The sequence below is a fragment of the Streptomyces sp. NPDC044106 genome (assembly GCF_056433985.1).
The window spans coordinates 212,103-225,305 of sequence record NZ_JBWKFZ010000004.1; the positions used below are offsets into that span (position 1 = coordinate 212,103).

Here is a 13,203-nt window from a genome sequence, read left to right on the forward strand (position 1 = left end):
GGTCCTCAGCCTCCCTTCGGCGGAACGATCTGGAGATAGACGCTCGTCATCACCATGTTGACGAAGAAGAGCAGCAGGAAGGTGATGACGACGGACTGGTTGACGGCGTCGCCGACGCCCTTGGGTCCTCCGCGCGGATTCAGACCTCGGTAGGCGGCGACGACGCCCGCGATGAAGCCGAAGACCAGGGCCTTGAGTTCGCTGATGTAGAGGTCGGAGAGCTGGGCCAGGGCGGAGAAGCTGGAGAGGTAGGCGCCGGGGGTGCCGTCCTGGAGGTAGACGTTGAAGGCGTAGCCCCCGAGGATGCCGACCACCGAGACCAGGCCGTTGAGCAGGACCGCGACCCCCATGGTGGCGAGGACCCGGGGCACCACCAGGCGTTGCACCGGTGAGACGCCCATGACCTCCATGGCGTCCAGTTCCTCGCGGATGGTGCGGGAGCCGAGGTCGGCGCAGATGGCGGAGCCGGCCGCGCCCGCGATCAGCAGGGCGACGATCAGCGGGCTGGCCTGCTGCACGACGGCCAGCACGCTGGCGCCGCCGGTGAAGGACTGGGCGCCGAGCTGCTGGGTGAGCGAGCCGACCTGGAGGGCGATGACGGCGCCGAACGGGATCGAGACCAGGGCCGCGGGCAGCAGCGTGACACTGGCGATGAACCAGAACTGCTCCACGAACTCCCGGAACTGGAAAGGCCGTCGGAAGACGGCACGGGCCACCTCCGCGGCGAGCGCGAAGAGCCGGCCGGTCTGCCGCAGGGCGCCGGTGATCATGCGCCGCTCCCGGTGGCGGACATCGGGAGCGGGGTCGTGGTGGTGCCGGGAGCGCCGAGCGTGCCGGAGGTACCGGAAGTGCCGGATGCGCCGTCGGCGGGGGCGGCGGCGTAGGTGCGCTCGATGGCGGTGCGGGCGGCGGGTGGCAGCCGGTCGAGCATGCCGAGGACGCGCTCCCGGCGGCGGGTGACGGCGCGGCGCGGCGGGAGCCCCGGGGACGGCTCCAGTTGGGGGATGATCTCCCGCGGTCCTTCGGCGCCCACGCCCCGCGGCCCGGCGGCCTCGGCGGCGAGGGTGGCGGCGTCCTTCTCCTCCGACATCCCGATCGGCCCCTCGCGGCGGCCTGACAGGAACTGCGCGACGACCGGTTCCTCGCTGGTGAGGAGCACTTCGCGCGGGCCGAAGGTGACCAGTTCGCGCCGGAAGAGCATGCCCATGTTGTCGGGGACCGTGGCGGCGATGTCGAGGTTGTGGGTGACGATCAGCATCGTGGCGTCGATCTGCGCGTTCAGGTCGATCAGCAGCTGGGAGAGGTAGGCGGTACGGACGGGGTCGAGCCCGGAGTCGGGTTCGTCGCAGAGGATGATCTGCGGGTCGAGCACGAGCGCGCGGGCGAGCCCGGCCCGCTTGCGCATGCCGCCGCTGATCTCCCCCGGCAGTTTGCCCTCGGCGCCGAGGAGCCCGACGACATCGATCCGCTCCATGACGATGCGGCGGATCTCCGACTCCTTCTTGCGGGTGTGCTCGCGCAACGGAAAGGCGATGTTGTCGAAGAGGGACATGGAACCGAAAAGGGCGCCGTCCTGGAACATGAGCCCGAATTTCTTGCGCGTCTCGTAGATATCCCGTTCATGGCTGTTCACCATGTCGACGCCGTCGATGAGGACATGGCCGCGATCCGGCTTGAGCAGCCCGATGAGCGACTTGAGAAACACGGTCTTTCCGGTACCGGAAGGACCGAGCATGACGCTCACCTCACCGGCAGGCAGAGTGAGGCTCACGTCCTGCCAGATCTTCTGCGTGCCGAAGGATTTGGTCAGCCCCTCGACCACCACTTCTATTCCCATATCACCTCCAAAGCGGGTGAAGGCAGCGTGCACCGCGGAGCACGCATCGAGCACGTCGTGGACTGTGTGAGCGGAGTACGGGGCGGGGCCACGCCGCTCTTCGACCAAGGGCCCCACCAGGAGATCAGCTCCGCGACCGGCACGCTACGACCGAGTAACCTGAGGGGGCAAGAGGCGGATCCGAATTTCCCGAAGGTTTGAGCCCATCCCCCGTGTCGTTGTCATCGCGGTGACAAGTACTCGTCTTCTCTTTGTCACTCGGTGAGCAACAAGGTCCGACTGGCCCAGGGCAGCGCTATCCGCTCCCCTCCGGAGTGGATCCCCTTTTTAGCAGTGGATGACTAAGCGGGGCCGCGGACTGCTCACCTGGGGAACAGGATTCCCACTTATCGAAAAAATCATGGTCAACGCCATTGTTCGGCTAAGTTTCCCGCAAGTAACGTCGAGGATCGCGGTCGAGGATTTCCGAGCCGCTGCCGGTCAATCCACAAGGGAGTCCCCACATCATGCGCATCATGAAGAAGTCCCTGGCCAAGATATCCGTCGTGGCGGGCGCGGGCGGCGCCGCCTTCGTCATGGCCGTCGCCCCCGCCTCCGCCGTGCCCTCCACGGTCTGGACCGTCACTCCGTCACCCGCCAACTTCTCGGCGGCCAACAGCGGAAACATCGTCCTGACCGCCAACATCCCGATGACGTGTACGACGTCGAGCGCGTCCGGCACGATGGCCAGCGCCACCGGGAACCCGGCGACGGTGGGCACCATCAGCGCCATCAACTTCGGCACCAGCACCTCGCCGTGCACCAGCGTCCTGGGCAACGTCACGACCACCGCGACCACCCCCTGGACCGTCGTCGCCCAGGACTACACCGCATCGACGGGCGTGACCAAGGGCCACATCGGCAACGTCAAGGCGAAGGTGACCGCCGGCGCCTGCGTGTTCACCGTGCAGGGCAAGGCCACCGGCACCTACACCAACTCCACCGGCATCCTCTCGGTCACCAGCGTCAGCGGCGACCTGGCCGTCACCTCGGCCTCCGGCTGCGGCACCGTGGTCACCACCTCCACCAAGCCCACGTTCAAGGGCAACTACGCGGTCAAGGTCACGGGCACGAACACCATCCCGAAGATCGTCGGATCCAACCCGTGACCGGATCCAGCCCATGAGCACGGCACAGCACGGCTCCGCGACGTCCGGCCGGTGATCCCGGCCGGACGTCGCGGGACGCGGGACAACCCGAGCGGAGTGACAGATGACAGGCCCCCGTACCGCCGTCCGACGGGCGGTCCGCAGCCGCGGACGTGGCGCGGCGATCGCCGCGTTCGTCGTACTGGCCGCCACCGTGCCCGCGGCGGCCGGGGCGTCCGGTACGCAGAAGGTCGACGCCGCGCTGCCCTACGTATGCCTGTTCCCCTCCGGAAAGCACTCCGCGACGGTACGGATCTCGGCTGCCCTGCCCGAGCGGGCGGCCGTCGGCGATCCGATCGAACCCGCGGACGTGACCACGACCGTCGAGCTGCCGGAGCCCGCGGTGGCGGACCTCGCTGCGCTGGGCGCGGCCGGTGCCCGGGCGGCGACCCGGCTGACGGTGGGCGTCACCCAGGGCGAGGCCACCGCCGAGGCGACCTGGCGCGGCAGCGCCGAACCCACGGCCCTGCCTTCGGCCGGGCCGCTGACACTGACCGCGACGGGGGACGTCCCCTCGATGACCGGGCAGAGCGCGGGCGAACTGACCATGACGGCGGGCGACTTCGCCCTGGACCTCGCGCTGAGCACCGCGGACGGCGGTACCACCGACCCCGCCACGGTCACCGTCGACTGCGACCTCGCCGAGGGAGCGCCGGACGGCGGGCGGCTGGCCGACGTCCTGGTCGGCAAGGACGAGGGAGGCGGCACGCAACCCCCGAGCGGATCACCGTCCGAATCCCCCTCCGACGCGCCTTCCGCCTCCGACGAGCCTTCCGCCTCCGGCAGGCCGGGGCAACCGGAGAAGGGCCCGGCGGGCGGGCGCACCCCGAAGGTCACCGAGCCCGGTCCCGGCGGTGGCTCCGCCGGACGTACCGCGCCGACCTGCAAGTACGACGAGAAGTACCCGGCGGGACCGATGTCCCTGAACGCCTACATCACCGGCTACTCCAACGTGAACAAGCTCGACGGCGCCGCGCTGATCCCGCCGTTCTGCACGCTCATCACCCAGGGAGAGCCGCAGTTCGTGTTCTTCCCCGACTACAGCGGCGCCACCATCACCCAGCATTCCACCGCCGACCTCTACTACCGGCAGCGCAAGCAGACACAGCCCTTCGACGCGACCTTCCTGACCTTCGACTTCACCCCCACGACGGCCACGATGGTGCTGGAGCAGACGGGTCCGATGACCATCGACTCGCACGGCACCACCGACTTCGTGTTCACCAGCACGGACACCTACGTCCGGGCACCGGTCGTGCTCCGGGTGACGTCGCTCAAGGTCAACGGCACCCCGCTGGACGTAGGGACGAAGTGCCGCACCAAGACGTCGCTCGCCTCCCCGGACCCGGACCCGGCGAAGCACCCCGGTGACCACCTGGTCCTGCACGGCCGCGGCGAGCAGACCACCGGCCAGCCCGCCACCGGCTACCTCCTGCTGTCCGGCGGCCCGTTGACCGGCAAGGTCACCATCCCCGCCTTCACGGGCTGCGGCACCGCCGACGGTGAGGACCTCGACCGCCTGCTCACGGCTTCCGTCTCCGGCCCGGACAACTATGTCAAGCAGATCCAGGGGCAGACCTGCTTCGTCTCGGCCGATGTGCTCAACCCCGACGAGTGCACCGAGGACGCCCAGCCCCGCAAGATCCCCGTAGCCGAACGTTGATCCCCCAAGCCCCCCAGCCCCGCCCCTCTCCCCCTCAACTCCCCGACCCGGAAGGCCACATGATGCGGTTCTCCCTCGGCACCAGAGTCGCCACCACTGCCACCGCCCTCGGCACCGCGCTCGGCGCCTTCGCCTCCATGGGCACCGCCACCGCGGCCGTCGCGGCGCCGAACGGCGAGTGGGCACCCTTCACCCGCTGCCCCGTGGACGCCCCGGCGATGCTGGCCGCCGACGGCCTGGTCAAGACCCCGCAGTGCGTGGTCTCCACCTCACCGAACGGCTCCATCAAACTGGGCAGGACGACCGTGCCCACAGGGAAGACCAACCTCCAAATGGGGGTCGTCCAGAACTCGGACGGGACCAGCTCCGTGGTGGCCCCGTCCGGCGGCGCCCTCGTCGCCGACTCCGCGACCGTCCCCGGCGGCCTCCTCGGGCTGATGTGCCCGAGCAACATCCCCGCGATCACCGACATCTGCAAGCAGCTCAGCAACAGCACGCTCAACAAGATCACGGCGACGGTGGAGTCCGTCGGCGCACCCTACGACTTCGACCAGACCGGCGGCATCGTCACCGACAAGCCGATCGTCGCCATACCGGTCCGCATCCACCTGGAGAACCCGTTCCTCGGCGCCAAGTGCTACATCGGCACCGCCGCCAAACCCGTCGTGCTGCGTCCAAGGAACCTGCAGTTCCCCGAATTCGGCATGTCGTTCTTCCGTGGTGACGGCACGGCCGACGACGAGGGCGAGATGAGCCGCGTCAACCTCACGGGGGCCGCGCAGAACGACAGCACCTTCGCCGTGCCGGGCGCCAGTGGCTGCGGTCTCGGCCTGCTCGGCCTGATCGACGCGGCGGTCAACGCCAAGACGGGGCTGCCCTCCGCCGCGGGAAACAACAGCCTGACGCTCAACAACGCCCAGACGCACCTCGCCGGCCTCAACGCCCCCGGCACCTTCGCCCCCGACGCGGGCAAGCGCCTCGCGCAGAACTGGCACTCCGCCGTCGAGTAATGGCCGCGCGGCGGCGATTTCCAGCCGTCCCAGCAGCCGTGCCACGCCCCACCGAACCGAAATGTGTACGGACTGTGTACGTCCCATGGAACTTGATTTAGCTTCAACAGCCCAGACACGCGTCACCTCAAGACCGGTCGTGCGCCTCCCCCGTGACGGGCCGGGGCGCACGACCGGTGCACCGTGGGCCCGAAGAGCAAGGGACGGCACGTATGCCTTCATCCACGCGACCGCCTGAAGTCGGTGAACCGCTCGAACCCCTTCCCAAGGAGTTCGCCGCGTTCATGAGACCGGAATTACCCGGCCTCCTGAAGGAGATCGGCGCCGAGGTCACCCGGGCCTACCCCGAGTACGGGCGGCTGCTCAACGGGCCCAACGCCGAACCCATCCGGCAGGGTGTCGAGCAGGCCCTGGCGGCCTTCGTGGACCGCGTCGCCGAACCCGGCAAGAACGCCGAGCTGCGCGACGAACTGCTGCGCAAGTTCGGCCGCGTGGAAGCGTACGAGGGACGCGCCCTTGAGACCCTGCGGGGGGCGTACCGGCTCGGCGCCCGCATCGCGCTGCGCCGCGCCAAGGCGGTGGGCCAGCAGTACCGGCTCTCGCCCGCCCTGATCCTCGCCTTCGCCGACGCCCTGTTCGCGTACGTCGACGAACTGGAGCAGATCTCCCGCGAGGGCTACGTCGAGGTGCAGTCGCGGGCCTTCTCCGAGGTACCGGCACGGCGAAGACGGCTGCTCCACCTCATCCTCGCCGCTCCCCCGCTGCCCCAGGCGCTTCCCGCGCTCTGCGAGACCGCGGCCTGGCGACTGCCCACCGACGTCACCATGGTCGCCCTGCGCACCCCGGTCCCCGAGCACCTGGAGGCGGCCCTCGCCGACGACGTCCTCCTGGACCTGGACATCCCGCAGCCGCATCTGCTGATACCCGGAGCCCTCACCCCCGAGCGCCGATCGATGCTCCAAGCGGCGCTGGCGGGCGCGCACGCCGTGGTGGGGCCGACCGTGCCGCCCGCCCAGGCCGCCGACTCCATCCGCTGGGCGCGCCGGCTGCTCCAGCTGATCGACGAACGCGTGGTGGCCGACGCCCCCCTGGTCAGCTGCGAGGACCACCTGGTGACGTTGTGGCTGCTCTCGGACCCGGCGCTCGTGACCCGTCTCGCGGCCGGGGAACTGGCCCCGATCGACCACCTGCCGGCCAGCCGCCGCGACCGGCTCGTGGAGACCCTGCGCGTGCACGTCTCCACGCGGGCGCCCGCGGAGCAGGTCGGCGACATGCTCGGCGTGCACGCCCAGACCGTCCGCTACCGCCTGCGGAACCTGGACGTCCTGCTTGGCGACCGCCTCGCCGACCCCGACCACCGCTTCGCCCTGGAGGCCGCGCTGCGCGCCCTGCACCTGCTCTCCCGCGACACAAAGGAGCAATGACGGGCCACCTTCTGCTGCGGCGACATTGCGATCTCTACGGCAGCATTGCGGACTCGTGGCGGAACCGGCCAGAAGCTGGTGCGGCCCCCCAGTGCGGACCAAACTGACATTCGCCCCTCACGGCACCGTTCCGTACTCGTACACCCGCAGAAAGCTCCACCACACATGTACTCGACCTGTCTTCCCGGCGCCTTTCCGGCGCGTCCCGCGTGTGTGGTGGAGAGGCGGTCCGCACCGTGCGCCATGTGATGCGCAAGGCGGGCGGCTGGCTCCTGATGATCGCGGTCGCGACCAATGCCACGTACTTCCTGGCCAGTTGGTTCCTCGACCCGCGATCGAACTACAAGGAGCAGCGCCCCGTCCGCAGCGAGGAGCAGATCTCCCGGGCCCTCGCCCCGTACAACCTCGACCCCGGGGAACCGATGGTGCAGCGGTGGTGGCACTGGCTCACCTCGGTGACCGTCCACTTCGACTGGGGCAGGTCACCCACCGGCGTCTCCGTCAACGGCGAGGTGGGCTACCGTGCGCTGGTCAGCGCCGAGTTGGTCGTCACCGCGACCGTCCTGTCCGTCGTGATCGGTGTGGCGCTCGCCGTCTACACCGCCGCACGCCAGTACGGCGCGGCCGACCGCGTCTCGCAGGCCATCTCCATCGCGGTGTTCAACGTCCCGACGCCCGTCGCGGCGCTCGCCGTGGTCTTCGTCGCCATCTGGCTCAGCCAGCACGCCGGGTTCGACTTCCTCTACGTCGCCGGGGAGAACTCGCCCGACGTCGAGGGCCTGCTCCCGACGATCGGTGACCGCCTCCTGCATCTGATCCTGCCGACGCTCACCCTGACGCTGATGGGCTACGTGGGCTACCACCTGACACAGCGTTCCCTGCTGCTCGACACGATCAACGCCGACTTCGTGCGCACCGCCCAGGCCACCGGCCTCACCCGCGCCCAGGCCGTCCGCAGGCACGCGCTGCGCGCCGCGCTGATCCCGACGGCGGCCTCCGTGGCGTTCAGCGTGCCCGCCATCTTCACCGGGGCCGTCATCACCGAGACGGTCTTCGGCTGGAACGGCATGGGCCGCTACTTCATCCAGACCATCAGCAAGAACGACGTGCACGGCACGGTCGCGACGGCCGCGTTCGCCGCGGTGCTCACCGCGATCGGCGCGATCCTCGCGGACATCGCCACCGTCTTCCTCGACCCCCGGGTGCGGGTGAACTGACATGGCGACAGCGATCGACACCCTCCAACCGCGCGCAGAGCTCGGCCGCGGCCGTCTCTACCTGCGGCGCTTCCTGCGCAACCGCCTCGCCGTCGCCGGCGTCGTGATCTTCGCGCTGCTCGTGCTGTTCAGCGTCTTCGGCGGCCTGTTCACGTCCTACACCCACACCGACGCCGACTTCGCAGCCCTCACCCAGCCGCCGAGCGCCGTGCACTGGTTCGGCACCAACCAGGGCGGCAACGACGTCTACGCCAGCGCCGTGCACGGGCTGCGGCGCTCGCTGGTGATCGCCGTGAGCGTGTCCGTCCTGACGATCGTCGTCGCCGCGGTCATCGGTTCCAGCGCCGCGTACTTCGGCGGCCGGGTGGAGAGGCTGACGCTCGCCGTCATCCACTTCCTCCTGATCGTCCCCTCGTTCCTCATCCTCGCCCTGGTCTCCCACCGCCTGGCCGGTGACTGGCGCGCCCTCATCCTCGTGCTGACCGTGTTCGGCTGGATGTCCACCGCCCGCGTCGTCTGGTCCGTCTCGACCTCGCTGCGCGAACGGGACTACGTGACGGCGGCGGAGTTCATGGGCGTACACCCGCTGCGCATCGTCCTGCGCCACATCATCCCCAACCTCGGTTCCCTGCTCATCGTCAACCTGACGCTCGGCGTCGTCGCGACCGTGCTGAGCGAGACCGCGCTGTCGTTCCTCGGATTCGGCGTCCAGACCCCGGACGTCTCGCTGGGCACGATGCTCGCTGATGGAGCGGCCACCGTCACCAGCGCCCCGTGGCTCTTCGCCTTCCCCGCCGGCCTCGTCGTCCTGCTCACCGTGTCGATGACCTTCATCGGCGACGGGCTGCGCGACGCCCTCGACCCCACCTCTGTGACCGGCGCGGCGGGAGGCCGACGATGACGACACTGACCAGCCCCCTGCACGACCACCCGGCTCCCCCCGGCGATGTCGCGCCCGTGCTCTCCGTACGCGACCTGCGGGTCTCCTTCCCCTCCGAGGCCGGGCCCGTCGAGGCGGTGCGCGGCGTCAGCTTCGACCTGCTGCCGGGCCGGACCCTGGGCATCGTCGGCGAGTCGGGATCGGGCAAGTCGGCCACCGCGATGGGCGTCATGGGCCTGCTGCCGCCCACCGCCGAGCTGCGCGGCCAGGTCCTGCTCGGCGGCCAGGACCTGATCGGTCTCGACGACCGGGCGCTGTCGCGGGTACGGGGGAAATCCATCGGCATGGTCTTCCAGGACCCGCTGTCCGCGCTCACGCCCATCTTCTCCGTGGGCCGGCTGCTCTGTGACGCGCTGCGGGTCCACCAGGACCTGTCCAAGAAGGCCGCCTGGGAGCAGGCCGTCGAACTGCTCGACCTCGTCGGCATCCCCGACCCGCGCAGCCGCGCCTCGGCCTTCCCCCACGAGTTCTCGGGCGGCATGCGCCAGCGCGTGGTCATCGCCATGGCGATCGCCAACCGGCCGCGCGTCCTTGTGGCCGACGAACCCACCACGGCGCTCGACGTCACGGTGCAGGCGCAGATCCTCGACGTACTGCGCCTCGCGCAGCGGGAGACCGGCGCCGGGCTCGTCCTGATCACCCACGACCTCGGTGTCGTGGCCGGTCACGCGGACGACGTCGCCGTGATGTACGCGGGCCGCTTCGTGGAGAAGGCAGGCGTGGATGAGCTGTTCCGGCGGCCGACGATGCCGTACACCGCGCGGCTCCTCGCCGCGGTGCCGACCGTGGACGGCGGGGTGCGCCGCCCCCTCGTCCCGATCGGCGGGGAGCCGCCCGCCCTGACGGCTCTGCCGGCCGGCTGCCCCTTCGCGAGCCGGTGCGCCGTCGCACTCGACGCGTGCGGCTCCGAAGAGCCGGAGCTGCGCCGTGTGACGGGGCACGGGGACGTGGCCTGCCTTCGCGCGGCCGAGATAGCCGCAGGCACCCTGGACCCCACCGAGGGCGTCGCGCCCGTCACCCCGGAGGCGGGCACGGGTCGCACCGGGGGCGGTGATGTGGTGCTGCGTGTCGAAGACCTCGTGAAGACGTTTCCCGTCACCAAGGGCGCGTTCGTCAAGCGCCGGGTCGGCACCCTGCACGCGGTCAACGGGGTCAGCTTCGAGCTGCGCGGCGGTGAGACGCTGGGCCTGGTGGGCGAGTCGGGCAGCGGCAAGACGACGACGCTGATGGAGATCCTGCGGCTCAGGCGGCCGGAGGGCGGCCGGATCGAGATCTCCGGGCGGGAGGTTGGGGCGCCGGCGGGCACGAGTAGGCGTACGGATTCTGGTACGAGTGCTGGTACTGGTACGAGTGCTGGTACTGGTACCAGTACCGCGGGCGGCGCCGGCAGCACCCGCGACGCCCGAGCCGGTTCCGGCGGCGGGCGCGGGCGCACTCCGCGGCACGACGTGCAGATCGTCATGCAGGACCCGCTGGGCGCCCTGGACCCGCGCCTTCCCGTCCACCAACTGCTCGCCGAGCCCCTGCGGGCCGTCGGCCGGGACCGCGACGCGATCCGCTCCCGCGTCCATGAACTGCTGTCGCTCGTCGGTCTCGACGCCTCGGTGGGCGACCGCTTCCCCGTCGCGCTCTCCGGAGGCCAGCGCCAGCGCGTCGGCATCGCCCGCGCCCTGGCCACGGACCCGAAACTGCTCGCCCTCGACGAGCCGCTCTCCGCCCTTGACGTATCGGTGCAGGCCGGTGTGATCAACCTGCTGGCCCGGCTCAAGCGCGAACTGGGCCTCGCCTACCTCATGGTGGCCCACGATCTCGCCGTGGTCCGCTACCTCTGCGACCGCGTCGCGGTGATGTACCTGGGGCACATCGTCGAGACCGGCGACACGGAGACGCTCTTCTCCGACCCGAAGCACCCGTACACCAAGGCGCTGCTCTCGGCGATCCCCGTACCCGACCCGGAGCGCGAACGCACCCGTGAGCGCACCGTGTTGCGGGGCGAGCAGCCGGACGCCACGAACCTGCCGCGCGGCTGCGTGTTCGTCGACCGTTGCCCCTTGTACCGCCTCGCGGACGACGACGTCCGGGAGCGCTGCCGCACGGAGCGCCCCGCGTCCCGCTCTGTGCCGGGGCAGCCGGGTCACGCATACGCCTGCCACGCCGCGTGACCTGAGCGCCGCTGTCCGGCGCCCCGGGTGCCGACTTCCGACTCCCCGTTCGACAAGCCACACCTTCAACTCAAGGACTCTTCCCCATGCGCGCAAGACTGGCCCTGCCCGTCGCCCTCATAGCGGCCATCTCCGTCACCGCCACCGCCTGCCAGTCCTCATCCGGTGGCAGCGGCGCGGGCAACGAGGGCACGCCCACCTCCGCTTCCGGAGCCGCCGACTACAACCCGACGGCGTACGACAAGCTCAAGGACGGCGGGACCTACACGACGGCGGGCACGTTCGACGATCAGGGCAACCCGTTCCACGTCAACTCCACCCTGACGGCCACCCGAGTGTGGGGCTGGTACAACGCGAACGCGATCACCTTCTCGCCGACCGGTGAGGTGCGGTACAACCGGGACTACTTCAGCGACGTGAAGGTGTCCGTCAAGGGCGGCGACCAGAAGGTCGTCCTGACGCTCAACAAGAAGGCCGCCTTCAACGACGGGACGCCGATCGACTGGACGGCCATCAAGGCGACCTGGAAGGCCAACAACGGCAGCGACAAGGACTTCGCGGCCTCGTCCACGGACGGCTACTCCCAGATCACCGACGTCGCGCGGGGCAAGGACGACAAGCAGGCCGTCATCACCTTCAAGGGCGTCAACGCCTCCTGGCCGGGCCTGTTCACCACGTTCCTGCATCCGAAGGCTGCGGAGGTCGGCAACTTCAACAAGGCGTACGTGAAGAAGGCGCACCCCGAGTGGGGCGCGGGCCCGTACACGGTCGGCAAGTGGGACACCCACTCGGGCGACATCACCTTCGTCCGCAACCCGAAGTGGTGGGGCAGGAAGGGCAAGCTCGACAAGCGCGTCTACGTGAACCTGGAGTCGACCGCGGCGGTCAACGCCTTCAAGAACGGCCAGCTCGACTATGTCTCCGCGGTCGACGCCGAGAGCCTGAAGCAGGTGAAGGGGCTCAAGGGCACCGAGATCCGAAGCGGCGGCAGCCCGTTCGCCTACTCGCTCCACTTCAACACCAAGTCGTCGGTCCTCGGGGACAAGGCGGTGCGCAAGGCGGTCCAGGAGAGCGTCGACCGCAGCCAGATCGCGAAGATCCAGTTCCAGGGCCTGGACTACAAGGAGCCGCTGCCCGGCTCAGCGGTGCTCTACAGCTTCCAGAAGGGGTACGAGGACAACGTCTCGGCCGTCCTGAAGTACGCGCCCGACCGGGCGAAGAAGGAACTGGACGCGGCGGGCTGGAAACCCGGGGGCGACGGAGTCCGGGAGAAGGGCGGCAAGAAGCTCGAGATCGGGTACACGCTGCTGGGCGACGACGCGTTGGGCAAGGCCACCGCCGGCGCACTCGCCGCGATGCTGAAGCCGGTCGGCGTACGCCTCGCCATCAAGAAGGCCGACGAGGCGGACTTCGCCAACATCCTCAGCGAGCGGAAGTTCGACCTGTTCCTCTCGGGCAACCGCTCCATGACCCCCTACGGGGCCCGCAATCTGTGCGACTTCTACTGCTCGGACCGTGAGTCCAACCTCACGGGGGCCGGGTCCCCGGCGCTGGACAAGGAGATCCGTGCCACGGGGGACATCGCCGATCTGGGCGAGCAGGCAGCGGCGGCCAACAACGTCGAGCGGAAGGCCCTCCAGAACTACGCCCTGCTCCCGATGTTCAGCGGACCCTCGACGTACAGCGTGAAGAAGGGGCTCGCGAACGTGGGCGCGACCATCTTCCACAACCCGCTGCCGGAGACGGTGGGCTGGGAGAAGTAG

Annotated in this window: 10 protein-coding genes; 8 read left to right on the top strand and 2 right to left on the bottom strand. The window is 69.8% G+C overall.

The annotated features are described in order from the left end of the window. Positions 1 to 5 precede the first annotated feature (5 nt). A complete protein-coding gene (locus tag AC07DI_RS08630; protein WP_384263361.1) occupies positions 6 to 770 on the bottom strand; it encodes an MlaE family ABC transporter permease in 765 nt (254 codons plus the stop codon). Continuing rightward, positions 767 to 1,837, bottom strand: coding sequence for an ABC transporter ATP-binding protein (locus AC07DI_RS08635; RefSeq protein ID WP_478903127.1), 1,071 nt, complete (start codon positions 1,835 to 1,837; stop codon positions 767 to 769). The genes AC07DI_RS08630 and AC07DI_RS08635 overlap by 4 nt, the downstream gene beginning before the upstream one ends. Positions 1,838 to 2,352: 515 nt before the next feature. Here AC07DI_RS08635 and AC07DI_RS08640 point away from each other — a divergent pair. From AC07DI_RS08640 to AC07DI_RS08675, 8 genes are all read left to right on the top strand, one after another. Beyond that, positions 2,353 to 2,985: a hypothetical protein gene (locus tag AC07DI_RS08640; protein ID WP_384263399.1), complete on the top strand. Its 633-nt coding sequence runs from the start codon at positions 2,353 to 2,355 to the stop codon at positions 2,983 to 2,985. Positions 2,986 to 3,088: 103 nt separating this feature from the next. Continuing rightward, positions 3,089 to 4,687 (top strand): DUF6801 domain-containing protein, encoded by a 1,599-nt coding sequence (locus AC07DI_RS08645; RefSeq protein ID WP_478903128.1) that lies wholly within the window; start codon positions 3,089 to 3,091, stop codon positions 4,685 to 4,687. 59 nt (positions 4,688 to 4,746) lie between these two features. Next, complete coding sequence (locus AC07DI_RS08650; RefSeq protein WP_478903130.1) at positions 4,747 to 5,697, top strand: hypothetical protein; 951 nt, start codon at positions 4,747 to 4,749, stop codon at positions 5,695 to 5,697. 212 nt (positions 5,698 to 5,909) lie between these two features. Beyond that, positions 5,910 to 7,121, top strand: coding sequence for a PucR-like N-terminal domain-containing protein (locus tag AC07DI_RS08655; RefSeq protein ID WP_478903132.1), 1,212 nt, complete (start codon positions 5,910 to 5,912; stop codon positions 7,119 to 7,121). A 248-nt stretch (positions 7,122 to 7,369) separates the two neighbouring features. Further along, positions 7,370 to 8,338, top strand: a complete 969-nt coding sequence (locus AC07DI_RS08660; protein ID WP_478903451.1) for an ABC transporter permease — start codon at positions 7,370 to 7,372, stop codon at positions 8,336 to 8,338. Position 8,339: 1 nt separating this feature from the next. Further along, positions 8,340 to 9,239 (top strand): ABC transporter permease, encoded by a 900-nt coding sequence (locus tag AC07DI_RS08665; RefSeq protein WP_478903133.1) that lies wholly within the window; start codon positions 8,340 to 8,342, stop codon positions 9,237 to 9,239. After that, positions 9,236 to 11,440, top strand: a complete 2,205-nt coding sequence (locus AC07DI_RS08670) for a dipeptide ABC transporter ATP-binding protein (RefSeq protein WP_478903135.1) — start codon at positions 9,236 to 9,238, stop codon at positions 11,438 to 11,440. The genes AC07DI_RS08665 and AC07DI_RS08670 overlap by 4 nt, the downstream gene beginning before the upstream one ends. Positions 11,441 to 11,526: 86 nt before the next feature. Beyond that, positions 11,527 to 13,203 carry an ABC transporter family substrate-binding protein gene (locus tag AC07DI_RS08675; protein ID WP_478903137.1) on the top strand — a complete coding sequence of 559 codons (1,677 nt, stop codon included), beginning with the start codon at positions 11,527 to 11,529 and terminating at the stop codon, positions 13,201 to 13,203.